Below are 26,083 nucleotides of genomic sequence, written 5' to 3' on the forward strand. Positions count from 1 at the left end.
AGGGGTTTGCACCTCACGGAACCTGCCGCGCGCGGACTTCAATATATGGTGAACGTCATTTTGGCCTTCTTTTGCCGTCGGACGGGTCCGGGAGGGTTTGCCGATCATGCTGTCCACGCTGTGGGGACCACCGAACGGCACGCCCTCGCGCGCGCCCCGCGTCCCGCGTCCCGCCCCCGTCGAACGCGCGCACAGTCCGCGGCTGGCGGCGCTGGCCGCCCACCCGGAGCGCGAGGCGGAGTTCTGGCGGGCCGTGGAGGCCGAGGGCACACCCCTGGTGGAACGCCTGGACGGCGACCTTGGGCACGCCGCCGTCACCTTCCTCTGGCGCGGCGACAGCGCGACGCGCGCCGTACTCGCCCTGCCCAACCAGGTGCTCGACCCTGACGACCTGGCCGGCAACCTGATGTCGCGCCTGCCGGGCACGGACGTGTGGCACTGGACGATAAGGATGCGCGCCGACTGGCGCGCCACGTACGCGCTGTGCGTGGACGAGGGCGACGGCGCCGCCGCGGCCCCCTCGGGGCCCAAGGGGCAGGCCTACCTGCGCGGGCTGCGCCGCCACCCGCGGCGCGATCCGCTCAACCGGACCGTCTTCCCCACCCGTTGGGGCACCGAGCCGCTCTCGGTGGTCGCCCTTCCCGCGGCGCCCACGCCCCTCGGCGCCTGGCGGGACCGGGCCGGGCCGCCGGTGGGCGAGGTCTCCGTCCACACCATGCGCAGCGCGCACCTGCGCAACTGGCGCCGTGTATGGGCCTACGCGCCGACCGGCTACGAGGACCTGGCCGGGCTGCCGGTGGTGGTGCTGCTCGACGGGGACGTGTGGCAGCAGCACCTCGACGTCTCCGCGCTGCTCGACGGGCTCGTGGCGGGCGGCGCGCTGCCGCCGCTCGTCGCGCTGATGCCGGACGCGCTGGACAGCGACACCCGGCGCCGCGAACTCACCTGCGACGACGGCTTCGTGGCCTTCCTCACCCGCGAACTACTGCCCTGGGCGGCGCGCCGGTGGCCGGTCAGCGGCGACCCGGCGCGCACCGTCGTCGCCGGCCAGGGCCTCGGCGGGCTGGCCGCGGCGTACGCCGCGCTACGGCGCCCCGAGTGCTTCGGGAACGTGCTCGCGCAGTCCGGCGCCTTCTGGTGGCCGGCCGGGCACCGCGCGGAGGCGCTGCCCGAGGAATGGCTCACCGGACGCGTGGCGTCGCTGGCCCGAAGACCGGTCCGCTTCCACCTGTCGGCCGGCCTGCAGGAGTGGGGCCTGACAGCCGCGGTCCGCCGGCTCCGGGACGCCCTGCTGGCCCAGGGCTACGAGGTGGCCCACCACGAGTACAACGGCGGCCACGACTACCTGTGCTGGCGGGAGGAACTCGCCCACGGCCTCGCCTCGCTGCTCCGCGGTCCCTTCCCCGGCACCCTCCCCGGCCCCGGCCCCCGCGTCCCGGCCCGCCCCGACACGGAACCGGTCTGACACCGCCTCGCGACGCACCCGTGCCGGAGGCGACGGCCCCGGCACGGCCCGCCTCGGGCGGCGGCGAGGGTGGCGGGCGTGCGAGGCGCGAGGGTCACGGCCGTGAGCCGGCGGGCCGACCCGGAGGGGCTCCGCCTCAACTGGTGGGGCTTCCTGCCCCGGCAGTCCTCCGGCCGGGCCCGGAACGGACGCCACCGCGGGCCCCGGGCGGTGCTGATCACGGCGGCGGTCTGCGTCTTCGTCAGGCCGGAATGGCCCACGGCACGGACGATGCCGAAGTCCATGACCTTGACCTGACCGTTCCGGGTCAGCACCGCGTGGGAGCCGCGATGACCACAGCCGTGAGCCGACGGGCCGACGGGGCGGCAGCCCGAAGGCATTCCGCCGCAACGGGTGGAGGCCTCCCGGCACCGGCAGTCCTCCGGCCCGGCGCGGAACGGACGCCACCGCGAACCCTGCGGACGCGTGCACGGCACGCTGAGCCCTGTCCGCCTGCGACGTCGGCGCAGCCTTCGGCCATCCGACCCCCTGCCCCCCTGACCGCCCAGCACGGCACCGCCCCCGCGGCGACCGCAGTACGCACAGCCGTCCGGGCAGGGCCGCCGCGACCCGCCGGCGCGCCTCGCCCGCCCACCCCGCGAAGGCCGGTACCCCCGACCGGTATCCGGCCCCGGGACGCGGGCCGAGGCGTGGCCGCGGCCGAAATGCGATTGCCCGGTGGGGGCGGGGCGTTCAGACTGCGCGGGTGCTGATTCGACGCGAGACCCCCGACGACGTCCCTGCCGTACAAGCACTCACCGGGGAGGCGTTCGCCTCGGAGGAGCGTGCCGTTCCCGTCGAGGTGACGCTGCTGGCCGAGCTGCGCAAGAGCGACGCGTGGCTGCCCGGGCTGTCCCTGGTCGCCGTGGACGCCGACGGTGGGAACGTCGTCGGCCACGTCGTCTGCACGCGCGCGCACGCCGGCGACACGCCCGTGCTCGGTCTGGGCCCGCTGAGCGTCGCGCCGGAGCACCAGCGCAAGGGCGTCGGACTGGCCCTGGTGCACACCGCTCTGGGCGCCGCGGACGCCCTCGGGGAGCCGCTGGTGGCGCTGCTGGGCAGCCCGGACTACTACGGCCGCTACGGCTTCCGGGCGAGCACGGACTACCGGATCACACCGCCCGACCCGGCCTGGGGGCCGTACTTCCAGGTGCGTCCGCTGTCCAGCTACACCCCGTCGGTGAGCGGGGCGTTCCGCTATGCGGAGCCCTTCGACCGGGTCTGAGCGCACCGCGGCAGCCACGCGGGCACGGCCCGGCGGTACGCCTCGTACTCCTCGCCGTGCGCGACACGCAGCGTCGGCTCCTCGTACCAGCGGACGAACGCGGCGACGGTCAGCCACACGGCGGCCGCGTAGAGGAGCAGGACGGGCCGCAGGAGCAGCAGTCCCTGCCCGGCGACGAGCGCCACGACGGCCAGGTACATGGGGTTGCGGACCCGGGCGTACGCGCCACCGGTGACGAGGCGTTCGGTGGGGGCGACGGGCGCGGGCGTGCCGTGCCCCTCGCGTACGAAGCGGGCGAAGCCGTGCAGGAGCACCGCCGCGCCGGCGAGGGCCAGCAGGCCGCCGGCCGCCCGTACCGGCCAGGGGCCGTCGCCGGACGCGTAGCGGGTGAGCCACCAGGGCACGAGTCCCGCCACGACGCCGGGTGCCGCGAGGAGGAAGACCGCGCTGCCGAGCGCGGCCGTGGACCGTCTCATGCCTTCATGGTGCCCGCCGGCGGCCGTCCCGGATCCGTCTTGGCGGCGCGGATGTGCCCGTACACGTGGGCGCGTAGTTCGGCGAAGCGCGGGTCGGAGCGGGTGATGATCTGGTCGCGGTCGTGCGGCAGGTCGACGTGCAGGTCCTCCTGCACGACCGTGGGCGCGGCGGAGAGGACGACGACCCGGCGGGCGAGGTAGACGGCCTCGTCGATGTCGTGGGTGACGAGCATCGTGGTGATGCCGAGGCGGTGCCAGAGGCCGAGGAGAAGGTCCTCGAGGTCGGCGCGGGTCTGCGCGTCCACGGCGGCGAACGGCTCGTCCATGAGCAGGACCTGGGGCTCGTAGGCGACGGCCCGGGCGATCGCCACACGCTGCTGCATGCCCCCGGACAGCTGCCAGGGGTGGGCGGAGCCGGCGTCGGCCAGGCCCACGGCGGCGAGCGCCTGCTGTACGAGGGCGGTGCGGCGCGGACGCGGCACGCGCTTCTCGCGGAGCGGGAGTTCGACGTTCTGGCTGACCGTGAGCCAGGGGAAGAGGCTGCGGCCGTACTCCTGGAAGACCACCGCCATGCCGGGCGGCGGCCCGTCCACGACGCGCCCGGCGAGCCGGACCTGGCCGGCGGTGGGCGTGAGGAGTCCGGCGACGCACTTGAGCAGGGTGGTCTTGCCGCACCCCGACGGGCCGACGACGCAGACGAGTTCGCCGCGCTCGACGCTGAGGTCGATGCAGCGCAGCGCCTCGACGACGCGGCCCCGGCCCTCGTACACCTTGCGCAGTCCGGTGATCTCAAGCATGTGTCTCCCGTTGGTGCCAGTGCAGGACCCGCCGTTCGACGACGCGGAAGGCGAGCGAGAGCAGGAAGCCGACCAGGCCGAGCAGCACGATGCCGCTCCACATCTCGGGGATCTGGAACTGCCGCTGGAACAGCACGACGCTGTGGCCGATGCCCGAGGTGCTGGCGAACATCTCTGCGATGACCATGAGGATGATGGCGATGGACAGCGCCTGCCGCAGTCCCGCCATGATCTGCGGGCTCGCGGCGGGCAGCACGAGGCGCCGCAGCCGGGCGGGGCCGCGCAGCCCGTAGACCCGCGCGGTGTCGGAGAGCACCTCGTCCACGGCGCGGACGCCCTCGATGGTGTTGAGCAGCACCGGCCAGATCGCGCCGGAGACGATGACGAGGACCTTCATGGCGGTGTCGAGCCCCGCGACCAGCATGATCAGCGGCACGAGCACGGGCGGCGGGATGGCCCGGAAGAACTCCAGGGCGGGTTCGGTGGCGGCCCGCAGCCGGCCCGAGAGGCCGATGGCGGCACCGAGGGCGACGCCGAGCAGCGCGGCGAGCACGTACCCGGCGAGGAGCCGGGCGAGGCTGGGCAGGACGTCGTCGCCGAGGCGGGCGGTGAACCACACGTCGCCGAAGACGGCGGCGATCCGCTGCGGCGACGGCACGTAGAAGCTGGGCCGCCACACGCTCCACGCCCACCAGCCGAGGACGAGGAGGACGGGCAGCCCCAGCACCCGCAGGACGCCCAGCATCAGGCGCGCGGTACGGCTCATGCGGGCGCCTCCCCTCGGACGGAGGGGTGCCAGGCCAGCAGCCACCGCTCCAGACGGCGTACCGCGAGGTTGACGACGACCCCGATGATCCCGGCGAGGGTGATCAGGGCGTACACGGTGGCGACGGCGCCGCCGGACTGGGCGAGTTGGATGCGCAGCCCGAGTCCCGGGCTGCCGATGACCAGTTCGGCGGTGACGGCGAGGATGAAGGCGACGGAGGCGGCGAGCCGCAGGCCGGTCATGACGTACGGGAGCGCGGTGGGCCAGACGAGCCGGCGCAGCGTCGTCCAGTGGCCGAGCCGGTAGGAGCGGGCGGTCTCGCGGGCGATGGGGTCGACGTCGGCGACGCCGTACAGCACCTGGATGAGCACCTGCCAGAACGCGGCGTAGACGACCAGCAGGAGGCTGGAGCCGAGGTCGGCGCCGAAGAGCAGGGTGGCGAGCGGGATGAGCGCCACGGAGGGGATGGGGCGGAGGAACTCCACGGTTGAGGCGGTGGCGGCGCGGGCGCCCGGGACGGCGTCGATGAGCGTCCCGAGCACAACGGCGAGGACGAACGCGATGGCCAGGCCCAGGGCCCAGGCGCTCATGGTGTGGCCGAGGGCCGACCAGAGTTGGCGGGTGGTCAGTTCACGGCCGAGGGTGCGCACGATCTCGCTCGCCGGGGGCAGGTAGTCCCGGGAGACCCAGCCGAGTCGCGGGACGGCCTCGGCGATGCCGAACAGCACCGCGAGGCCGGCCGCTCCGTACGCGGCGTCGCGTCCCCTCATGGCAGGAGGGCCGCCAGATCGGCGTCCTTGGTGAGCGTCCCGTCCTGGCGGGCGTCGTCGGCGACGGTCTGCACGGAGTCCCGGTTGATCTCCGTCGGCCACTTGGGGAGCTTGATCGCGGCGATCGCCTCGGCGGGGATCGAGGTGTACGACTTGAGCGTCTCGCGCACGGCGTCGGGGTGCGCGTCCGCGTAGGCGAGGGCCTCGTTCATGGCGGCGGTGAAGTCCTTCACCAGCTCCGGGTCCTTCTGGAGCGTCTGCTGCGTGGTGAAGTACATGGCCACGGTGAGGTCCGGGGCGGCGTCGGCGTAGGGCCAGGCGACGGCTCGGGCGCCCTGCCCGGTGGCCTGGGTGACGAAGGGCTCGACCTCCCAGATCGCGTCGACCCGGCCCTTGGAGAGGGCGGCCGGCATGTCCGGGAAGGGCATCTCGACGAACTCGACCTTGGAGGCGTCGCCGCCGTCCTTGCGCACGGCGGCGCGCACGGTCGTGTCGCCGATGTTCTTCAGCTGGTTGACGGCGACGGTCCTGCCCGCCAGGTCCTTGGCGGACTTGACAGGGCTGTCGGCCGGGACGAGGACGGCGCTGTAGTCGGTGTCCCGCTCGCCGGTGGAGGCGACGCCGTTGGCGACGACCTTGAGCGGGAGGCCCTGCTGCTGGGCCGTGAGCAGGGAGGTGGTGTTGGCGAAGCCGAAGGCGAACTGGCCGCCCATCACGCCGGTGATGCTGGCGGCGCCGCCCTGCACCGAGGTGATCTTCGCGTCGATGCCGTGCTTCTTGAAGAAGCCCTGGCTCTGGGCGAGGTACACGGGCGCGGTGTCGACGATGGCGATGGCGCCGACCGTGACGCTCCGCGTGCCTCCGCCACCGGAGGAGCCGCCCTTGCCTGCGGGGGCGTCGGAGTCGCCGCAAGCGGTGAGTCCGGCGGCGAGGAGCGCTGCCGCCGTCAGGAGCAGGGGAAAGGTGCGACGCATGGGCACTCCCTGATCTGATCAGTTCCGTTCGCACAGTGAACTGTCGTTCATTGGGTGGCGCGCCAAGTGACGGTAGGGGCGTGGCGCGGCCGCGTCAACGGATCGCACAACGGCCGGCCGATGTCAGCCGTGTCGCGGACGGGAAAGCAGGGGTGCAGGGGGCGCGAGAGGTGGAAGTCTGCGGAGAAAATAACTGATTGAGTGGATTTACCACTGGTGGTCGGCTTGCGCCCTGAGTAGATTGGGATGTGGCCTACGGGGCGAGCGAGGGAGTCCGGTGGCACCGGAGCCGGAGCAGGGAGCAGCGGCTTCCACCGGAACCGGGTTCAACGGCCGGGCTGAGAGGCTCGAAGGTCCGGGAAGAGGTTTTGAGACCGGAGAGCGACCCCTAGCACCTGATCCGGACCATGCCGGCGAAGGGAGTCCCACCTCGTAGGTCGTGGAACTGCAGCCGGTGAGCCCGCGCGGTGAGCGCGGGCTCTCTTCGTGCTCCGGCCGCTCTCAGAGGGCGCTTCCCGCCTGCCAGTCCGCCCAGCTCGCGTTCCAGGCGCCGTAGCCGTTGTTGACCTGGACGGTGTCGGTGGAGTGGACGACGGTCACCGGGTCGCCCGGTGACACGTGCTCGTAGAACCACTTGGCGTCGGCCGTGCTCAGCCCTATGCAGCCGTGACTGCCGTTGACCCGGCCGAACTTGCCCTCGTTCCAGGGCGCGGCGTGCGCGAAGGTGCCCGACGTGGTGAGCCGGACGTCCCACTTCACGTCCTTCAGGTTGTAAGCCTCGGGGCCGAAGATGCGCACGGTGCTGGAGTTCATGGTGATGCTGGGCGTCTTCTCCAGGACGACCATCGTGCCGTTCCACGTCTCGAAACCGGGCTTGCCGGTGGAGACGGGGAGGGTGCGCAGGACCTCGCCGCCCCGGCGCAGGGTGAGGGTCTTGCGGGCCGTGTCGACGGTGCTGACGACCGACTCCCCTATCCGGAAGCGGACGACGCGGTTCTGCGTGCCGTAGAGACCGCCGCCCGCGTCGACACCGTCCAGGTCCATGCGCAGGGTGACCTGGGTGCCGGGCTTCCAGTAGGAGCGCGGACGGAAGTCGACGCGGTCGCGGCCGCTCCAGTCCTTCATCCAGCTCCAGGCGCCGTCCACGGCCGGGTCGGCGCTGACGCCGAGCTTGCGCTCGACGGCCGCCCGGTCCTGTATCGGCTTGTTGAAGACGATCGACACCGGCATGCCCACGCCGACCGTGGTGCCCTTGTCGGGGTGGTACTCCCCCACGAAGGTGCGCTTCGGCTCGGCGGTGGTGAAGGTCGTGTGCTCCGTCAGCCGCTTGCCGTCGGAGGCGGTGGCGCGAACGAGGACGTCGTAGGTCACCCCCGGGGCCAGCCGGCCCGTCGAGGTCCAGTTCTCCTTGGACGACGCGAGCGTGCCGCCCAACGGCCCCGGGCCGGGGGCGGTGACGCGTACGGAGTCGATCCGGGCGGCGGTGGCCCGCACGGTCACCTTGCGGTCGACGGGCACGGCACGCCCGCCGGAGGCAGGAGCGACGGCGATGGCGGGCCGTGGCTCCGCGGCGTGCGGCCCGCCGCCCCCGGAACCGCTGCACGCGGACAGCGTCGCGGCGACGGCCAGGGCGAGTGTCGCGGCTCCGGCGCGCAGGTTCCTCCTGCGGTTCCGGGTCCGGTCGTTGGTCATGTGACGGCTCTCCTCCCCTGTCGAGTCGTACTGTGCTCCTGCCCGCACCCGTGGGGGTCCACCACGTGCCGGCAGTGTCAACTCTGCGTGCCGGACGACTCCGTGGCGTCACCGTTCCGTAGCAGGCGTGTACGCACGGAACCCGGGCCCGGCCCGGCCCCGTGTTCCGCGGCAGCACGGCCGCGTGGCCGCACGACCGCACGGCAGGCCCGAAGACCCGGGGGGACGTCATGGAGCGCAGGAACACGAGGCGGGCCGCGATCGCGGTGGCACTGGCGGCGACGGCGGCGGTGCTGCTGACGGGGTGCCAGGGGGAGGACGACGTCGCGGGCGGGGCGCCCTCGCCGTCCGCTCCCTCGTCGGCCGCGCCGTCCCGCAGCGCGGGGGACACGGTCCCGGTCTCCAGCACGACGCCGGTGCCCGGGGGTTCGGGGGGTTCCGGTGGCGCCGAGGGCTCCGCGCCCTCCACCGGTTCCGGGGCCCCGGCCGGCGCCGCGGCCCACTGCGGCGCGGAGGACCTGGAGGCGACCGCGGCGCGCCAGGCCGCCGACCGTCCGCAGGGGACGGGCACCGGCGCGGCGGTGATCGGGTTCACCAACACCTCGGGCGCCCCCTGCGTCCTCGAGGGCTTCCCGACGGTGGCCGGGGCGGCCAACGGCTCCCCGGAGATGAACGTGCCGTTGACGGTGCGGCACACCGGTACGCCCGCCCCCGTCACGCTGGCGCCGGGCGGTCGCGCCTGGGTCAAGCTGACGTTCCACCAGGTGCAGGGCGAGGGCGACGGCTACTGCGACTCGGGCGAGGCCCCGGTGCAGTACCCGACGATGGTGCTGGGCCTGCCCGGCGGGGCGGGCAGGCACCAGGTCGCCCTGGACGACGGGGTGTTCGCCGAGTGCGACGGCGTCGTCGCCGTCACCGCGCTCTCGGCCACCGAACCCTCCTGAGGCCGGGGGCCCCGCCCCGGGGTCAGCCGGCCGTTGCTGCGGCCTCCACCGTGAGGGTGCCCGCGTCCGCGTCCAGCACGGCGGGGACACCGAGCGGCACGGTCAGGCTGGTCTCGCAGTGGCCGAAGCCCAGTTCCTCGACGACCGGGACGCCGAGCCCGCCCAGCCGGTCCAGGAGTACCGCCCGCACCTGCTCGTAGGGGCCGCACTCCCGCCAGGAACCGAGGGCGACGCCGGCCACCCCGTCCAGCCAGCCGGCCCGCAGCAACTGGGTCAGCATCCGGTCGATCCGGTACGGCTCCTCGCCGATGTCCTCCAGCAGGAGGATGCCGCCGGGCACGCCGGGCCGCCCGTCCGGCGTGCCGAGACCGGAGGCGAGCAGCGCCAGGCACCCGCCGACGGTGACACCGCGAGCCGTGCCGGGGACGAGGGCCCGGGCGGTCGGCGCCGCCAGGACACGCGCCCCCTCGGGCTCGAAGAGGGTGTCCCGCAACTGTGCTCGCGTGGGCTCGTCCTTGAGGAAGCCGTGCGCCGCGACCATGGTGCCGTGCAGGGTGGACAGGCCCAGCCGGACCGCGAACGCCTCGTGCAGCGCGGTGATGTCGCTGAAGCCGAGGAGCGTCTTGGGCCCGGCCGCCCGCAGCGCGTCCCAGTCCAGGAGGTCGCTCATGCGCTGGGTGCCGTAGCCGCCGCGCGCGCACAGCACCGCGGCCACCGACGGGTCGCACCACGCCTCCTGGAAGTCGCGGGCGCGGGCCGTGTCCTCTCCCGCCAGGTAGTCGAAGGTGGGGTGCCGGTCCAGGACGTGCGGCGCCACCACGGGATCGAGGTCCCAGCCGCGGAGGATGTCGAGCCCCGCGTCCAGGCGCTCCCGGGGCACGGGTCCGCTGGGCGCGACCACGGCGACCCGGTCACCGGGGACGAGGCGGCGGGGGCGGATGAGTGGGACGAGCGGTGTCACTTGGTGAGCTCCAGAGGTGCTACGGCGGGCGGGGTGAAGCCGAAGGCCTGCCCGTACAGGGCGAGTTCGGCCTCCAGAGCGGTGATCATCGTGTCCTCGCGGCGGAAGCCGTGGCCCTCGCCCTCGAAGGTGAGGTAGGCGTGGGGGATGCCTCGCCCCGTGATCCGTTCCAGGAACCGCTCGCACTGCACGGGCCGGCAGATCACGTCCTCCAGCCCCTGCAGCAGCAGGAAGGGCACGGCCAGCCGGTCGGCCCGGGTGACCGGCGAGCGCTCCCGGTAGCGCTCGGGGACCTCGGCGTAGGGCCCGACGAGCGAGTCGAGGTAACGGGACTCGAAGTCGTGGGTCTCACCGCCCTGGGCCCAGCCGGTGAGGTCGAGCAGCGGGTACTTGATCACGCCGCAGGCGTACACGTCGGTACCCGTGAGGGAGGCCGCGCTCGTCCAGCCGCCGGCGCTGCCGCCGCGGATCGCGAGCCGCCGCCCGTCGGCCGTCCCCTCCTGCGCCAGCGCCCGCGCGACGGCGGCGCAGTCCTCGACGTCGACGACCCCCCACTGCTCGCGCAGCCGCTCGCGGTAGGCGCGGCCGTAGCCGGTGGAACCTCCGTGGTTGACCTCGACGACGCCGATCCCCCGGGAGGTGAAGTAGGCGATCTCCAGGTCGAGCACGAGCGGTGCCCGGCTGGTGGGACCGCCGTGCACCCAGACCACGTAGGGCGGCAGCTCTCCCTCGGGCGCGGCGAAGTAGGGGTTCGCCGGCGGATAGAGCTGGGCGTGGATCTCCCGTCCCCCGGGCCCGGTGAAGGTGCGCTCCACGGGGTCGGGCAGGAACTCCGGCGGCACGGTGTCGTGGTGGGCGGCACCGATGACGCGGGTCCGCCCCGTACAGGTGTCGAGCTCCAGGACCTCGAAGGACGTGCGGGCCGAAGCGGCCACGGCGACCACCCGGGTGCCCTGTGTGGCCAGCGCCGCGGTCCACTCGCTCCACGGTCCCGGCACGTCGGCCAACTCGCCGGTCGCCGGGTCGAGTATCCCCAGTCGCTGGGCGCCCTTGCCGTGCAGCACCGCCAGCGTTCCGGAGGCGAGCGGTGCGAACCACCTTGCCCCCATCTGCCAGCCGGGTCCTGCGAACTCCTCCTGCGCCGGCCGCAGGTTGACCGCCTCGCCGGTGGCCGGGTCGACACGGTGCAGGTTCCACCAGCCGTCACGATCGGTGGCGGCGATCAGGGTGCCGTCGGGTGTCCACTCCGCCTGGGCGACCGACTCGGCGGGGCCGCCGAGGATCGTCCGGGCCGGGCCGAAGGTGCCGTCCGGGCCGACGGCGGCGTGCTGGAGCTCCGTTCCGTCCCAGGGCATCCGGGGGTGGTCCCAGGCGATCCACACGGCCTGCCGGCCGTCCGGTGAGAGGCGCGGCGCGGTCACGAAGCCGTGTGAGTCGTCGGAGAGTTCCCGTACGGCACCGCGGTCCTCGGCGGCCGAGCCGTCGAGCGGGACGGCGGCGACGACCCGCCGTACGTCGCTCGGCCCCTCCCCGCTGAACTCCTCCAGCACGCACCACACCTCACCGCGGTCCGGATGGATCTGCGGATCGGCCCAGCGCAGCCCGTCGCCGACCGGCGAGAGCGGGGTGAGCGGCCGCGGAGAGGCGCCGGGTGCGTCGGGCTCGTAGGCGTACAGCCGCTGGTCCGGGAAGTGGGAGAAGACGATCAGCGGTCCCGCGCCGGGTCGGTCGGTGCCCGCCCAGGCCCGGCCGCCGTACTCGATGACACGGGTGCGGACGTTCCACGGCGCGGGCAACGGGCTGCCGACCGTGCCGTCCGCGCGACGGCGCACCAGGGCACGGCGGCCGCCCTCGGCCGGACGGGGTTCGGTCCACCACACCTCCTCGCCGACGAACCCGGGGAACTCGGGGCGTCCGTCGTGGGAGGCGGCGGTACGGGCGTCGACCGGCGACTCCCATGCACCGTAGGGGGCGATGATCGGGGCGCGCGTCATCGGGCTGCTTCCTCGGTCGTGTCCTGCCGGCCCAGCATGAACCGGTCGAGTACGCGGACGCCGAAGTGCAGTCCCTCCACCGGGACCCGCTCGTCGACGCCGTGGTACATCCCCGCGTAGTCGTAGCCCTCGGGCAGCTTCAGCGGAGAGAAGCCGTACCCCGTGATGCCGAGCCGCGAGAACTGCTTGGCGTCGGTGCCGCCGCCCATGACGTAGGGCACGACGTGGGCGTCCGGGTCGAAGTGGATCAGGGCCTCCCGCATCGCGGCGTAGACCGGCCGGTCGAGGGGGGCCTCCAGCGGGATCTCGCGGTGGTGGAACTCCCAGTCCACGTCCGGGCCGGTGAGTTCGTCCATGGTGGCCGCGAACTCCTCGTCGGCGCCGGGCAGGACCCGGCCGTCGACGTAGGCGACCGCGGTGCCGGGGATGACGTTCACCTTGTAGCCGGCCTCGAGCACGGTCGGGTTGGCGCTGTTGCGGATCACCGGCTCCACCAGGGCGGCGGCGGTGCCCAGCTTGGTGAGCAGGGTGTCGACGTCGTCGAAGTCGGGCTCGACCTCGTGCAGCGCGGCCAGTTCGGACAGTGCCGCCCGCACGGTGGGGATGATCCGCACCGGCCAGTGGTGCTCGCCGATGCGGGAGACGGCCGCGGCGAGCCGGGTCACCGCGTTGGTGCGGTTGACCTTGGAGCCGTGCCCCGCCCTGCCGTGCGCCGTGAGCTTCAGCCAGGCCGTGCCGCGCTCCCCGGCCGCGACCGGGTACAGGCGCAGCCCGGGCCCGGCGTGGAAGGTGAAGCCGCCGGACTCGCTGATGCCCTCGGTGCAGTCGCGGAAGAGTTCCGCGTGCTGCTCCACGAGGTAGGTCGCCCCGTAGGTGGCGCTGTCCTCCTCGTCGGCGGTCAGCGCGAGCACGATGTCCCGCTCGGGACGCACGCCCCTCCGGGCCCAGGACCGCACGGTGGCGAGCACCATCGCCACGGTGCCCTTCATGTCGACCGCGCCCCGGCCCCAGACCACCCCGTCCCGGACCTCGCCGGAGAAGGGGTGCACGCTCCAGTCCTCGGCCTGGGCGGGCACGACGTCCAGATGACCGTGGACCAGCAGCGCGCCCTGACCCTCCCCGGCGGGTGAGGTGCCCGCGATCCGCGCCACGACGTTGGCCCGGCCCGGCGCGGACTCCAGGACGCGGGCCTCGATCCCGGCCTCGTCGAGAAGTCCCGCGGCGTGTTCCGCCGCGGGACGTTCGTTGCCGTCCCCGCCGCCGCGGTTGGTGGTGTCGATCCGGATCAGCTCCGAGGTGAAGCGGACCGCCTCGTCCAGTGCCCGGGTGTCAGCCATACTGCTCCTCCACAGCTGCCGAGACGAGGGTGGTCACGGCCTTGTAGCAGCGGATCCCCTCGTACATGGTCGGTGAGGTGTACGAGACGCGGCGCTCGCCCGTGCGCTCCACACCGGGCACGATCGCGGCGGCTCCCGCCAGGTGCGCCGCGTCGAACTCGACCTCGATCGTGAACGGCCCGCCCCGCACGGGCTCGTGGCGCACCGCGAGCGACGCGGCGTCCTTCGCGGCGGCGCGGATGTCCGCGGCCGTGCGGGCCGGCGGCCGGCACACGGCCGCGTACCGCGACACGTAGTCCTTGACGGCGACCGTGCGCGCGGCCGGCGCGTAGTCCCGGGCGTCGACGCCGGTCCGGTCGTCCCCCGTGACCAGCACGACGGGCACCCCGTACTCGGCGGCCACCAGCGCGTTCAGCCGTCCCTCGCTCGCGGGCGGGCCGCCGTCGACCCACACACCGGTGATGGAGTTGGGGAGGTAGGTGTGGGCGAGCACCCCTTCCGTCCCCGCGCCCGTGTGGAACCCGACGAAGGCGATGCCGTCCACGTCGCCGTGCTGCACGCCCTCGACCATGGAGAGGTCCTTGTGGCGTCCGGTGACCATCTCGGCCCGCTCGTCCAGCTGCTCCAGCAGCAGGTTCCGCATCGACCAGTGGGCCTCGTTGACCAGGACCTCGTCGGCGCCGCCGTCGAAGAAGCCGGCGATCGCGGCGTTCACGTCGGACGTGAACAGGTGCCGGAACCGCTGCCAGCCCTCCGTGCCGGGCAGGACGTCACCGGGCCAGGTCACCCCGGTGGCGCCCTCCATGTCCGCGCTGATCAGGATCTTCATGGCATGGAACGTTACGCAAAGTCACCGCCCCGCACCAGGCCCCCGCCCCGCCTGTGGAAAACTTCAGTGGCCCAGACCGGTGGCGGTCAGCGCGCACCCCCTGCCACCAGCCAGTTCGTCGGCACCTCGAACCGCGAACCGTCCGCCCGCCGCTCCGTCGTCACGAGCGGGACCTCACCGCGCGCGAGCACCTCCATCCCCGCCTCGCGGAAGAGCTCCGCGACCGTCCCGTCGGACATCTCGGCCGGCGCGATCCCGTGCGTGAAGATCGCCGCGAGCTTGGCGGGCGGCCCGCCCGTCCGCTGCGCGAGTCCCGTCAGCACGTCCTTCGCGGACGCCGCGAGTTCGTCGGCGAACACCCGGCCGCGCCCGCCCGTCAGCACCGCGATGCCCTCGACCACCGGTGCGCGTTCCTCGGGCGGACACTGGTGGAGCACTCCGCGCATGTACACGTTCACCTCGCCCAGCTCCTCCGCCAGCCGCCGGACCGCCTCGGGGTCGGCCGCGTCGAGCTGCCGGTACTCCGCGACGCCGCCCGGGTCCTGGTGCCGCGCGTGGCCGATCGCGGCCGCCGCGAGGTCCACCCCGACGGCCCGGCCGTACCGCCCCGCAAGGAAGCGGGTCTGGGTGCCGTTGCCGCAGCCGAGGTCGACGACGGGCAGCGACGGGTCGAAGTGCGCCTCGAAGAATGGGAGGTGGGCCGCCGCGGTGACCTCCGCCTCCGCGTCCCAGAACGCCGCCCCCGGTTCTCCGGGGGCGTCCTGCCAGAAGCCCTCCCACGCCTGCAGATTCGTGCCGGTGACGTCCATGCGATCTCCCCAGGTCCACGTGTCCGTCGCCGCGGACCGGTCCGGCCGCGCGGCCGAAGCCCCGTCAGGGTCCGTGCTACAGGCGGTGCCCGGCGCGGGCAAGCCTGCGGGTGGAAGTCGTGACCTGGTGTTCGCTACGTTCGAGGTCCCGCCGGGATCCCACTGCCGCGTCCCGCGGCCGGCCGCCACGGCAGGGCCTGCTCGAACCAGACCGTCTTGCCCTGAGCCGTGCGGCTCGCGCCCCACCTCCGGGCGAGCCGGCTCACGATCCGCAGGCCCCGCCCCGACTCGTCCTCGGGCCCGGCGCCCACCAGGACGGGCACCGCGTGGTCGTCGTCCGAGACCTCGCACAGCAGCGCGTCGGTGCGGACCAGGCGCAGCTCGACGTGCCGGGAGTGCGCGTGCCGGACGGCGTTGGTGACCACCTCGCCGACCATCAGCTCGGCCGCCTCCGCTGCCTCGTCCAGTCCCCAGCGCTCCAGCGCGCCCCGGGTGAGCACGCGGGCCCTGCCCACCTCGCGGGGGTCGAGGGCGAGCTGCCAGCTGACGACGTCCTCACGGGGGATGCCGTTGAGCCGTGCCATCAGCAGGGCCACGTCGTCCTTGCGGCCGCCCGGCGGGTTGAGGGCGCGGATGATCGTGTCGCAGGCGTCGTCCATGGAGGCCGCGGGGTGCGCCGCGCTCTCGCACAGCGCCGCGAGACCGGCCCCGATGTCCTGCCCGCGCACCTCGACCAGCCCGTCCGTGCACAGCACGAGCCGGTCACCGGGGCGGACGCCCACCTGGACCGTCTCGAAGGGCACGCCCCCGATGCCGATGGGCGCGCCCGTCGGCACGTCGAGCAGTACGCTGCGGCCGTCCTCCGCGCGCACCAGCACGGGCGGGATGTGCCCCGCGTTGGCGATGTGCAGCTCGGACCGGATCGGGTCGTACACGGCGTACAGGCACGTGGCGAGGTAGTGCTCGCCCAGGCGCTGCGCCAGGTCGTCGAGGTTGCGCAGCAGCTGCGCCGGCGGCATGTCCAGCGCGGCCATGGTCTGCACGGCGGTGCGTAACTGGCCCATCATGGCGGCCGCGTTGAGCCCGTGCCCCATGACGTCGCCGACGACGAGGGCGAGCCGGGAGCCCGGCAGCTTGATGGTGTCGAACCAGTCGCCGCCGACGCGACCCAGCCGGGTGCCGGGCAGGTAGCGGGTCGCCACGTCGCACCCCGGCATGCGCGGGGTGATCTGCGGCAGCATGCTGTCCTGCAGCGTGTCGGCGACGTTCTCCTGGTAGGTGTACATCCGGGCGTTGTCCAGGACGAGCCCTGCGCGGGCGGCGAGTTCGGCGCCCGTGACGCGGTCCATGTCGTTGAACGGCGGACGCTCGCCGTGCCGCAGCAGGATCATGAAGCCGAGGACGACGTCGCGCGCCTTCAGCGGCACCACGAGCATCGACCGCCCGGTGATCAGCGGACGGATGTCGCGCTTCTCGAACTGCGAGGCGATCGCCTCACCCATGGGTTCGGTGATCCTGGGCACCAGCACCGGCCGTCCGCTCGTCATGCACTGGAAGAACGGGGTGTGCTCGGGGAACGGCATGGACTCGCCGACCGGTACGACGTCGTCCCAGCGGCCGGGCTCGTCGGTGTGCTCCAGGGCGGCCCGGTACCACATGGTGGTGACGTCGGGCGGCCCGTCGGGGAAGCCCTCGCCCGCCAGTACCTGTTCGCGCAAATAGGTGCCCGCGACGTCGGTGAAGCGGGGGACGACGGCCGCGCTGACCTCGCGGATCGTACGGGTCAGGTCCAGGGAGCTGCCGATGCGCCCGCTGACCTCGTTGAGGAACTCCAGGCGCTCGCGGACGGCGGCGTACTCCAGGTCGGGCTCGAGCTCCTCCGGCGCGGGGGCGTGCGGCGCGGCGGCGGCCTCACGGGCCGCGCGCTGCCTGCGGGCCCTGCGCTCCTCCCGCCGGGGCACACCCCAGTCGGGGGTGACGGGCACCCGGTCGTGCCGGCTGATCTCCAGCACGGGGTAGCCGAGTTCCAGCACCTGGGAGACGATCCGCCCGCTCTCGGCGACGCTCATGCTCGGCAGGATCTCGGGGAGGCGCTTGGCGAGCCCGTCCGCGCCGGGGAACTCGGTGTGCAGCGCGAAACCGGGCGCGATCCGCTCGGACTCCCCGGGCGGGGAGTCGTCCTCGCCGTGCACCAGGGCGGCGTCGGCGGCCAGCACCAGCAGGCGCTCGGAGCCGGGACCGACCAGCGGGTAGGCCCACCACAGCACGTCGGCCGGGACGCCTGCCGGGTCGGGGTCGGGCCCCTGGTTGAGCCGGGCGCGTCCGGCGGTCGGGTAGGAGGTCGCCCCGCTCAGCGTGGCGTCGAGGCCGGCTCCGTCCGGCGACCCGGGGTCGTCCGGGCCGGGCTCCTCGCCGAGCGCGCCGGAGACGGGCAGCAGATCGACGGCCGCGCGGCCGACGGCCTCCTCCCGGGTGCGCCCGAAGAGCTTCCGCGCGCCGGTGCTCCAGTGCGAGACGTGCCCGTCGCCGTCGACCACGACCACGGCGAGGGGGATGCGTCCGGTGAGCACGGTCCGCTGCTCCGGCAGCGCGGCGCGGCTCCCCTCCCCCGGTGGAGTGCGACGTTGCATGACGCGTCCGGCTCCTTCCCCTGCGGCGCCCGGATCCCGACCGAGGCCCGGAGGTGGCCGGCCCCCGGCGCAAGATCTGCGGCTCCGCAACCACGGTACGGCCGACACCGGGTGCCGCGTAGGGCATTGGACGAATCCGGTGTGCGCCCGCGCCCGGCCGTGGATGCGCCGGAGCATGCGCGGGCGCACGCACAGGCGCTGAAGGGCCGTCAGAGGAAGGTCAGTCCTCGTGTCCCAGGTGCACGTCGCGTTCGGTGCGCTCGCCGCCGCTGAGCCGCAGCACGGTGGCCACCGGCGGGTATCCCGAGGCCACGACCGTGTACTCGCCCGCCGCCAGGTCGACGAAGCGGAAGACGCCGTCCGGGCCGGTCGTCACGGTGTCCTGGACGTTGCCCGCCGCGTCCAGCAGGGTGACCCGGGCGTCCTCCACCGGGCTGCCGCCCGGACCGCGCACGGTGCCGCGCAGCAGCGCGCCGCCCGCGAGTTCGACGTCCTGCCGGGTCTCCCGGGCCGCGTGCACCGACACCGGCAGCGCCGCGGGCCGGTAGGCGGGGGCGTTGGCGGCGAGCGTGTACTCCCCCGCGACGAGGTCGCTCAGGACGTAGTCGCCGTCCCTCCCCGTGCGGGTGGTGGCCACCACGTCGCCGCGGGAGTCGGTGAGGGTGACGGTGGCCTCCCGTACGGGCGTGCCGTCGGCGGTGCGCACGGTGCCCGCCAGCCGTCCGGCGCCGCCGAGCACCACGTCGAGCTCGACCGGGCGCTCCCCGACGGTCACGCTGACGGCCTGGGGCTGGTGGCCCCCGGCGGCGGCGATCAGCACGTAGCTGCCGCTGCCCGGGGTGCTCAGCGCGTAGCGCCCGTCCTCGCCCGTGGCTCCGCGCCCGATCTGGCGGCCGGTCACATCGATGAGGGTGAGCGCCGCCCGGCCCACGGTGCTGCCGTCGGCGTGCTGGACGGTGCCGCACACCGGGACGCCGACGGTCTCGGCCTTGCGGGCGGTGGGGACGTGCTGGGTCACCAGGGGTTTCTCCTTGAGCAAGAAGGCGAGCAGGAAGCCGAGGGCGAGCACCGGCACCAGGTAGAGGAAGATGCGCGGCATGGCCTCCGCGTACGCGCTCACATAGGCGTCGCGCAGCGGCGCCGGCATCGCATGCACCATGTGCGGGGTGATGGACTGGGGGTCCGGCAGGTCGCCGCCGCCCGGCAGCCGGTCGGCGAGCCCGTCCGCGAGCCGGTTGGCGAACAGGGTGCCGAAGACGGCCGCCCCGACCGAGCCGCCGATCTGCCGGAAGAAGTTGTTGGCGCTGGTGGCGGTGCCGAGGTCGGCGGGCCGCACGGAGTTCTGCACGGCGAGGATCAGCACCGGCAGGACGAGCCCGATGCCGAGCCCCAGCACGCCCATGTAGACGCTGTACTCCACGCGTGGGGTGTCCCGCTCCAGCAGCGACAGCAGCCACATTCCGGCCACCGAGAGCGCCCCGCCGAGCAGCGGGAAGACCCGGTAGCGCCCGGTACGGCTGATCATGTGGCCGGAGACCACGGAGGCCAGGACGACGCCGAGCATCATGGGCAGCATCAGCAGCCCGGACTCGGTGGCGCTGACGCCGTTGACCATCTGCAGGAAGGTCGGGAGGTAGCTGGCGGCGCCGAAGAGGCCGACACCGACGACGGCCCCGATCAGGGCGGAGACCGTGAAGACGCCGTCGCGGAAGAGCCGCAGCGGGATGACCGGTTCGACGGCGAACCGTTCCACCACCACGAACAGCACGGCGCAGACGAGCGTCGCCGCGCCCAGCCCGACGATCACGTCCGAGCGCCAGGCGTACGTCGTGCCGCCCCAACTGGTCAGCAGCACCACGCAGGTGGAGCCGGCGGCCAGCAGCAGCGCGCCCAGCACGTCCAGCCGGGGGCGCACGGTCGGACGCGGCAGTTTCAGCACGACGGCGATGACGGCAAGGGTCAAAAGACCGAAGGGCACGTTGATGTAGAAGCACCAGCGCCAGGAGGCGTGGTCGGTGAAGAAGCCGCCGAGCAGCGGGCCGGCCACGGAGGCCAGGCCGAAGGAGGCGCCGATCAGGCCCATGTAGCGGCCGCGTTCCCGGGGCGGGACGATGTCCGCGATGATCGCCTGGACGCCGATCATCAGCCCGCCGCCGCCGACGCCCTGGACGGCGCGGAAGGCGATCAGCTCGTCCATGGAGCGCGACCAGCCCGCGAGGGCGGATCCGACGACGAAGACGACGATCGCGAACTGGAAGACGCTCTTGCGCCCGAAGAGGTCGCCGAGCTTGCCGTAGATCGGCAGCCCCACGGTGGAGGCGAGCAGGTAGGCAGTCACGGCCCAGGACATCTTGTCCAGGCCGTGCAGTTCGCCGACGATCTTGGGGAGCGCGGTCGCCACGATCATCTGGTCGAGGGCGGCCAGCAGCAGGGTCAGCATGAGCCCGAGGAAGACCAGTCGCACCCTGCGGGGGCTCAGTCCGGGGACGGGCGCGTCCTGCTCCCGGAGCGCGGCGGCGGGTCGGTCCTCGGGGCCCGTGCCGGCGCCGGTCGCGTCCGCGCGGGTGCCGGTCTCCTCGGACAGGGTCGTCCCGGTGGTGCCGCCCATCTGCTACCGCTCCCCTCGTCGCGCCTGCCCTGCGACAACGATCAGGGGCGCCGGGGATGCGCCGGAGTGCGGCAGATCCACCCTTTCAAGTGACGTGCCCACCGGCGTGCGCCCGCCGGGCGACAGTCCGGCATGCCGGGCACGGCATCCGGCACGTCAAAGGAGGCGGCCGGACGTCAACCGGCCCCGGCCGTCTCCTTTGTGCCGTCTGTTACTTCTCCGTCTCCGCGGCGAGCCGCGCGAGCACCGCGTCGTGGATGCGGTTGAGGCCCTTGGGCGCGAAGGTGCGCTCGAAGAAGCCGCCGATGCCGCCGGCGCCGGTCCAGGTGCTGGTGACGACCGCCTTGGCGCGGCCCTCGCCGGCCGGGGTGACCGTCCAGGTGGTGACCATGGTGGAGTTGCGGTCGCTCTCGACCAGCTGCCCCGGGGTCGGCTCGGTCACCGCGAGAAGGCAGTCCCGGACGCGCTTCTCGGTCGCCTGCAGCCTCCAGTGCACGAGGGTGCCGGCGCCGCTGCCGCCCTCGCGCACCTCGTACTCGCTGTACTGCTCGGGAAGCAGTCGCTGCCGCGTGCCCGAGTAGTCGGCGAGCGCCGCGAAGACGCTCTCCGGGCTCGCCGCGATCTCGCGCTGCGTGGTGGCCTCGACCTGTGCCATCGCCGTCCTCCGTGGATCCGTGTGCCGTCGCCGACAAGCCAATCACCACGGCCGCGTGCCCGCGAAATCGGGCCGCCCTCCCGGTGGTGCGCCTCCTGGCGACGGCTCCGGGGCCGACCGGCGATGACGCCGTAAATCACGTGCCCGGCGCGACGCGGCGCGTTATCGTCGACGGCATGAACGTCACCGGCCCCAGCACCACCGCGACCGCGCGAGCGACCAGCTCGCCGGTTGCCGCCGCCTGACGTACCTCCCTTCCTCACCACCGGCGACCGGGAACGGCCCGCCGGTGGTTTCGTGGTTCCCGCCCCGATCCCGGTGCTCGTGCGGTCCCGTTGCCCGGTGCCTCCCCGCCTCTCCACGCGAAGGAGCACCCCCCGTGAACACCGAAGAGATCGTCCGCACGTTCGTCTCGTACTACGAGGAACGCGGCCACCGCCGGATCACCGGGTCGACCCTGCTGCCGCCGCCCGGGGACCCCGTGCTGTTCACGACCTCGGGCATGCATCCGCTCACTCCCTACCTGGAGGGGCGGCCGCACCCGCTCGGCAGCCGGCTGGTCAACGTGCAGCGCTGTCTGCGCACCACGGACCTGGAGGAGGTCGGCGACCCCACCCATCTGACGGTCTTCGAGATGCTCGGCACCTGGTCCCTCGGCGACTACGAGGGCCCGCAGAGCCTCGACTGGGGCTACGGACTGCTCACCGAGGGATTCGGCATCGACCCGGGACGGCTGCACGTCACGGTGTTCGGCGGCGACGACCGTACCAACCCGGACACCGCCTCCCTGGAGTCGTGGGAGAGGCACGGCGTCCCCGTGGAGCTCACGAGCGAGGAGAACTGGTGGTCCAACGGCCCGACCGGCCCGTGCGGCCCCGACTCGGAGATCTTCCTGTGGACCGGTGACACCCCGCCGCGGTCCACCCCCACGGGTGACGACCGCTGGGTGGAGGTCTGGAACCACGTGATGATGCGCCACCGCCGTCTCGAGGACGGCTCCCTTGTGCCGCTCCCCCGGCGCAACGTCGACACCGGCCTCGGCCTGGAACGGCTGGCCTCGCTGCTGCAGGGCCGGACGTCGGTGTTCGAGTGCGACGTCTTCACCCCGTGGCGCCGTCTCGTCCCGTCCCTGTGGCCGCTGGACGAGCCGTCGCTGCGCCTGGTCTGCGACCACCTGCGGTCGGCCGTGGTGGTCATCGGGGACGGGGTGCGCCCGTCCCACACCGGCCGCGGCTACGTGCTGCGCCGACTGGTGCGGCGGGTCCTCACCACCTTGTGGCGGGACGATCCGTCCCGCGGTCTCGGCGACCTCCCGCAGGAGCTCGTCCGGCACACCCTGGACCACTTCCGCCAGTCCGTGGACCCGGACGAACCGCGCCGGGTGCTGCTGGAGGAGGAACGGCGGTTCCTGGGACTCCTGGAGCGTGGCCGTCAGGTACTGGCCCGCCCCCGGTTCCGGGGTCCGCTGGACGAGGACGACCTCCGCTACCTCCACGACACCCACGGCCTGCCGCGCGACCTCGTCCTGAGCCTGCGTCCGCGGTGACGGCGGAGGGTCCGGCCGGGCCCCGGGCGGCGTCGCAGCCGCCCGGGGCCCTCCGTCACGACCACTCACGCACGGTGAAACCCGGGAATCCCATGGATCCCCCTCGACGCTATTCGCTCAGATGTTCTATTCTCGGGAGGAGAGCAACGAAGGAGGCGGCATGAGGTGGGACAACCTGAGCCGCGACACGGCGGCGACCACACCCGCGCTCTTCGGCGTGGACGCCGTGACCCGTACGTTCGACACCCCCGAGTTCCGCGGGATCACCTTCCACGAGGTGCGCGCCCGCACGATCGTCAACCGCGTGCCCGGCGCGTCACGGATGCCGTTCGAGTGGACGATCAACCCCTACCGCGGCTGCAGCCACGCCTGCGTGTACTGCTTCGCCCGCAAGACGCACACCTACCTGGACCTCGACAGCGGCCTGGACTTCGACTCCCAGATCGTCGTGAAGGTCAACGCGCCGGAGCTGCTCCGCCGCGAGCTGGCCTCGCCCCGCTGGCGCGGTGAGCACATCGCCATGGGCACCAACGTCGACTGCTACCAGCGCGCGGAGGGCCGCTACCGGCTCATGCCCGGCATCCTGGCGGCGCTGCGCGACCACGCCAACCCCTTCTCGATCCTCACCAAGGGGTCGCTGATCCTGCGCGACCTGGACCTCCTGGTGCAGGCCTCGCAGGTCACCGACGTGTCGACCGCGGTCTCCGTGGGGTTCGTCGACCGGGAGCTGTGGCGCACCGTGGAGCCGGGCACGCCGTCGCCGGCGAAGCGGCTGGAGGTCTGCCGCACCCTCAACGAGCACGGCATCCCCTCGGGCGTCCTGATGGCGCCGGTGCTGCCGTACCTCAGCGACTCCCCGGAGCAGTTGCGTGAGACGGTCCGGGCGATCGCCGGGACGGGCGCCACGTCCGTCACCCCGCTCGTGCTGCATCTGCGCTCCGGGGCGAGGGAGTGGTTCATGGCCTGGCTCTCCGTGCACCACCCGCGGCTGATCCCCCGCTACAAGGCGCTGTACGCGGACGGCGCCTACGCGCCCACCTGGTACCAGCGGCGCATCACCCGCCAAGTGCACGAATTCGCCGCGGAGTTCGGGATCGGTCCGAGCCGCCCCGCAGCGGCGCGCCGGATCGCCGCACCCGAGGAGGACACCCCGGGGCCGCCCGCCGTCGCAGCCGGACCGGCCCAGCCAGCCCAGCCGGCCCAGCCGACGCAACTGACCCTGATCTGATCCCAAGAAAAACGGGTGCCCGCCGGGCCCGGCCCCCCTTAACGTCGCGGCCATGACGGTTGTGAGGGTGATGACCCGTGACGACATCGACGCCGTGGCGGCGGTCCGCGTCCGGGGCTGGCAGGCGGCCTACGCGGGCATCGTGCCGCATTCGTACCTGGACGCGATGGACGTCGCGGCGGAGGCGGAACGCCGCAAGGAGTGGTTCGACGCGGGCGGCAGCCGGGTGGACAACCTGGTCGCCACGGACGGCGACGAGGTGACCGGCTGGGCCGCGCTCGGCCCGTACCGGGGCGAGCCTGACGACGCCGTGACCGGCGAGCTGTACGCGATCTACGTGCACCCCGACCGGACCGGCCGGGGCACCGGCCGCGCGCTCATGGACGCCGTCCGCGCCCGCGCGCACGAACGCGGCTTCCGCAGCCTGCGGCTGTGGGTGCTCGCGGACAACGCACAGGCGCTGCGCTTCTACGAGCGATCCGGGCTCGCGCCGGACGGCAGCGACCAGATCGAGATGTACGACGGCGTCCCGCTCAAGGAACTGCGGTACGCGACGGATCTGGCCTGAAGCGCCCGGCGAGACGGCGCGTCGCGGCACTCGGTGCCTCGTCCCGCGCCATGGCCAGCACCTCCGCCGCCATCGGGTCGCCGGACCGCACCAGGGCGCGGACGATCCGCCGGGGATAGGGCGGCGCCAACAGCCCGACGAGGGCTGCGGTCGCGCGGGGCTCGGCCCCGGAGCGGGCCAGGCCGCGCGCCGCGGCGGCGCGCACCTCCCCGTCCCCGTCCGACGCCGCCGCCGCCGCCGCAAGTAGCGTGGAGAGCGCCTCCGGGCCCCCGATCCTGCCGAGGGAGTCGACGGCCGCGGCGCGCAGGCGGGGATCACCGGCGGCCCGGGTCAGCACCGGCACCGCCCGCGCGTCCCCGAGCCGTCCCAGTTCCTCGACGCAGCCGGCGGCCGCCTGGCAGGACGTCCGACCCTCGTCCAGGAGCCAGGCGAGGGTGGACGTGAGCGCGGGCAGCGACTCCGGCGCCCGCAACCGCCCCAGCAGGCGCACGGCGGCCAGGGCGTAGGCGATCCGCAGCCGGTTCGTGGCGAGCGCGGCGGCGGCGCGTGCGGTCCGGGGGTCGCCGAGCCGGGCGAGGGCTTCGGCCGCCGTGACGTTGCGGATGCCGTCACGGTGGTTCAGGAGCAGCACCAGGGTCTCGAACGCCCTCCGGTCGCCGGCCCGGCCGAGCATCACGGCGGCGATCTCCCGCTCCTCCAGGGAGCGCGACGGCTCGGTGAGGACGGCGGCGAGCCGGTCCCGGGCCGCGGGATCGTCCAGCCGGCCCAGGGCGACGAGCGCCGCCGAGGCCACCCCTTGGTCGGGGTCACCCGCCGCCGCGACGAACAGCTCCAGGTGCGCCGGGTCCCGGTCGCACCCGAGCAGCGTCAGGGCCGGCCGCCTGACGCGGGGCGCCGCCTGACTGGCCTGGCGCAGCAGCATGGGCACGCAGACGGCGGGCAGTGCGGGCTCGGTCCCGGACGGCCGGCGCCACGAGGGCAGGTGCCGGCCGATGACGATGCGGCTGACGGTGTCCTCGATCAGCCCCGAGTACCACGGCGGCTCCTCGGGGGCGAGTACGGCGAGCAGGCCGAAGAGCGGGCCCGTCGCCTCCAGGGGGCGCTGCACCGCCAGCGCTTCCAGGGCGTAGCGGCGCTCCTCCTCCGTGCCGCGGGGAAGCACGACCAGCAAAGGCGGGACGGCGGCAACCTGCCCGCCCGCGACGTCGAGGCGCGCCCGTTCCGTGGGCCCCAGCCAGGGCCGCACCATGGCGGCGACGTCAGGGGAGGCGGCGAGCCGCCGAAGATAGGAACCGCGTTCCTCGCGGCGCCCCTGGGCGGCGAACTCCAGCAGGCCCAGGACACGGCGCGGTTCGCCGCGCCCGCGCAGCCGCGCGACGTCCGTCTCCCCGGCCCTTACGGCCCCGTACAGCCGGGCCGCGCGCCGCGCCGGGTGACCGGCGCCCCCCTGCACCCGTTCCACGGTTCCCCCTCTCCCCCGTGCGCTCACCCTAATGGCGCGCTCATCTGTGGGCGGCGTAAATCACATGGGCGGGAGGGCTGGCGCCGAGGTTACTCACCGGTTACCCTCTAACCAACGCACGTGGCGGCCTGGTGACGCAGCCGCTTGTGCGGCCGTTGTCGGTTCGGCACCATCGCGGCGCAGCCCCGGGACAGGGCTCGCCGGTTCTCACGCGGGTACGCACACGCACGCGTACGCACCCCCGCGGCTCCTCGACTCTCCCGCCCCGCGCCTGCGCAGCAGAGACGCACGGCGCGGATCCTCAGCAT

Annotated in this window: 22 protein-coding genes; 7 read left to right on the forward strand and 15 right to left on the reverse strand. The window is 73.8% G+C overall.

The genetic code is table 11. From position 1 onward, the window contains the following. The first annotated feature begins 106 nt into the window (after window positions 1–106). From fes to ACZ7MY_RS12590, 3 genes are all read left to right on the forward strand, one after another. Window positions 107–1,465: an enterochelin esterase gene (gene fes, locus ACZ7MY_RS12580; RefSeq protein ID WP_499601372.1), complete on the forward strand. Its 1,359-nt coding sequence runs from the start codon at window positions 107–109 to the stop codon at window positions 1,463–1,465. A 78-nt stretch (window positions 1,466–1,543) separates the two neighbouring features. Continuing rightward, the gene (locus ACZ7MY_RS12585) at window positions 1,544–1,762 is read left to right on the forward strand and encodes a hypothetical protein (protein ID WP_499602016.1); all 219 of its coding nucleotides are present in this window, start codon (window positions 1,544–1,546) and stop codon (window positions 1,760–1,762) included. 448 nt (window positions 1,763–2,210) lie between these two features. Beyond that, the gene (locus tag ACZ7MY_RS12590) at window positions 2,211–2,729 is read left to right on the forward strand and encodes a GNAT family N-acetyltransferase (protein WP_499601373.1); all 519 of its coding nucleotides are present in this window, start codon (window positions 2,211–2,213) and stop codon (window positions 2,727–2,729) included. Here the strand turns inward: ACZ7MY_RS12590 and ACZ7MY_RS12595 are convergent. The 6 genes from ACZ7MY_RS12595 to ACZ7MY_RS12620 form a co-directional block, all read right to left on the reverse strand. After that, on the reverse strand, window positions 2,702–3,205 hold the full coding sequence (locus ACZ7MY_RS12595; RefSeq protein WP_499601374.1) for a methyltransferase family protein: 504 nt from the start codon (window positions 3,203–3,205) through the stop codon (window positions 2,702–2,704). The genes ACZ7MY_RS12590 and ACZ7MY_RS12595 overlap by 28 nt on opposite strands. Continuing rightward, window positions 3,202–4,002, reverse strand: coding sequence for an ABC transporter ATP-binding protein (locus ACZ7MY_RS12600; RefSeq protein WP_499601376.1), 801 nt, complete (start codon window positions 4,000–4,002; stop codon window positions 3,202–3,204). Before ACZ7MY_RS12600 ends, ACZ7MY_RS12595 begins: the two co-directional genes overlap by 4 nt. Then, window positions 3,995–4,768, reverse strand: coding sequence for an ABC transporter permease (locus ACZ7MY_RS12605; RefSeq protein ID WP_499601377.1), 774 nt, complete (start codon window positions 4,766–4,768; stop codon window positions 3,995–3,997). The genes ACZ7MY_RS12600 and ACZ7MY_RS12605 overlap by 8 nt, the downstream gene beginning before the upstream one ends. After that, window positions 4,765–5,538, reverse strand: a complete 774-nt coding sequence (locus tag ACZ7MY_RS12610; protein ID WP_499601378.1) for an ABC transporter permease — start codon at window positions 5,536–5,538, stop codon at window positions 4,765–4,767. Before ACZ7MY_RS12610 ends, ACZ7MY_RS12605 begins: the two co-directional genes overlap by 4 nt. Then, entirely contained in the window at window positions 5,535–6,512 is a 978-nt protein-coding gene (locus ACZ7MY_RS12615) for an ABC transporter substrate-binding protein (RefSeq protein ID WP_499601379.1), read from the reverse strand. Before ACZ7MY_RS12615 ends, ACZ7MY_RS12610 begins: the two co-directional genes overlap by 4 nt. A 501-nt stretch (window positions 6,513–7,013) precedes the next feature. Further along, window positions 7,014–8,204 carry a L,D-transpeptidase gene (locus tag ACZ7MY_RS12620; protein ID WP_499601380.1) on the reverse strand — a complete coding sequence of 397 codons (1,191 nt, stop codon included), beginning with the start codon at window positions 8,202–8,204 and terminating at the stop codon, window positions 7,014–7,016. A gap of 230 nt (window positions 8,205–8,434) precedes the next feature. Here ACZ7MY_RS12620 and ACZ7MY_RS12625 point away from each other — a divergent pair, with 230 nt between their 5' ends. Beyond that, the gene (locus ACZ7MY_RS12625) at window positions 8,435–9,148 is read left to right on the forward strand and encodes a DUF4232 domain-containing protein (RefSeq protein ID WP_499601381.1); all 714 of its coding nucleotides are present in this window, start codon (window positions 8,435–8,437) and stop codon (window positions 9,146–9,148) included. Between the two features lie 22 nt (window positions 9,149–9,170). Here ACZ7MY_RS12625 and ACZ7MY_RS12630 read toward each other — a convergent pair whose 3' ends face one another. The 8 genes from ACZ7MY_RS12630 to ACZ7MY_RS12665 form a co-directional block, all read right to left on the reverse strand. Further along, entirely contained in the window at window positions 9,171–10,109 is a 939-nt protein-coding gene (locus tag ACZ7MY_RS12630; RefSeq protein WP_499601382.1) for a S66 peptidase family protein, read from the reverse strand. Then, entirely contained in the window at window positions 10,106–12,103 is a 1,998-nt protein-coding gene (locus tag ACZ7MY_RS12635) for a dipeptidyl-peptidase 5 (RefSeq protein ID WP_499601383.1), read from the reverse strand. The genes ACZ7MY_RS12630 and ACZ7MY_RS12635 overlap by 4 nt, the downstream gene beginning before the upstream one ends. Then, on the reverse strand, window positions 12,100–13,440 hold the full coding sequence (locus ACZ7MY_RS12640) for a M20/M25/M40 family metallo-hydrolase (protein WP_499601384.1): 1,341 nt from the start codon (window positions 13,438–13,440) through the stop codon (window positions 12,100–12,102). The genes ACZ7MY_RS12635 and ACZ7MY_RS12640 overlap by 4 nt, the downstream gene beginning before the upstream one ends. After that, entirely contained in the window at window positions 13,433–14,269 is an 837-nt protein-coding gene (locus ACZ7MY_RS12645; protein WP_499601385.1) for a M55 family metallopeptidase, read from the reverse strand. The genes ACZ7MY_RS12640 and ACZ7MY_RS12645 overlap by 8 nt, the downstream gene beginning before the upstream one ends. A gap of 86 nt (window positions 14,270–14,355) precedes the next feature. Then, the gene (locus ACZ7MY_RS12650; RefSeq protein ID WP_499601386.1) at window positions 14,356–15,078 is read right to left on the reverse strand and encodes a class I SAM-dependent methyltransferase; all 723 of its coding nucleotides are present in this window, start codon (window positions 15,076–15,078) and stop codon (window positions 14,356–14,358) included. 134 nt (window positions 15,079–15,212) lie between these two features. Further along, entirely contained in the window at window positions 15,213–17,708 is a 2,496-nt protein-coding gene (locus ACZ7MY_RS12655; protein WP_499601387.1) for an ATP-binding SpoIIE family protein phosphatase, read from the reverse strand. A gap of 220 nt (window positions 17,709–17,928) precedes the next feature. Further along, window positions 17,929–20,316 carry an MFS transporter gene (locus ACZ7MY_RS12660; protein ID WP_499601388.1) on the reverse strand — a complete coding sequence of 796 codons (2,388 nt, stop codon included), beginning with the start codon at window positions 20,314–20,316 and terminating at the stop codon, window positions 17,929–17,931. Window positions 20,317–20,527: 211 nt separating this feature from the next. Further along, window positions 20,528–20,971 carry an SRPBCC family protein gene (locus tag ACZ7MY_RS12665; RefSeq protein ID WP_499601389.1) on the reverse strand — a complete coding sequence of 148 codons (444 nt, stop codon included), beginning with the start codon at window positions 20,969–20,971 and terminating at the stop codon, window positions 20,528–20,530. Between the two features lie 379 nt (window positions 20,972–21,350). Here ACZ7MY_RS12665 and ACZ7MY_RS12670 point away from each other — a divergent pair, with 379 nt between their 5' ends. From ACZ7MY_RS12670 to ACZ7MY_RS12680, 3 genes are all read left to right on the forward strand, one after another. Beyond that, window positions 21,351–22,517: an alanine--tRNA ligase-related protein gene (locus ACZ7MY_RS12670; protein WP_499601390.1), complete on the forward strand. Its 1,167-nt coding sequence runs from the start codon at window positions 21,351–21,353 to the stop codon at window positions 22,515–22,517. Between the two features lie 160 nt (window positions 22,518–22,677). Continuing rightward, window positions 22,678–23,745, forward strand: a complete 1,068-nt coding sequence (locus ACZ7MY_RS12675) for an Rv2578c family radical SAM protein (RefSeq protein ID WP_499601391.1) — start codon at window positions 22,678–22,680, stop codon at window positions 23,743–23,745. A 52-nt stretch (window positions 23,746–23,797) separates the two neighbouring features. Continuing rightward, window positions 23,798–24,313: a GNAT family N-acetyltransferase gene (locus ACZ7MY_RS12680; RefSeq protein ID WP_499601392.1), complete on the forward strand. Its 516-nt coding sequence runs from the start codon at window positions 23,798–23,800 to the stop codon at window positions 24,311–24,313. Here ACZ7MY_RS12680 and ACZ7MY_RS12685 read toward each other — a convergent pair. After that, the gene (locus tag ACZ7MY_RS12685) at window positions 24,279–25,775 is read right to left on the reverse strand and encodes a HEAT repeat domain-containing protein (protein ID WP_499601393.1); all 1,497 of its coding nucleotides are present in this window, start codon (window positions 25,773–25,775) and stop codon (window positions 24,279–24,281) included. The genes ACZ7MY_RS12680 and ACZ7MY_RS12685 overlap by 35 nt on opposite strands. Window positions 25,776–26,083: the final 308 nt, after the last annotated feature.

The organism is Streptomyces sp. NPDC111520, assembly GCF_055635295.1.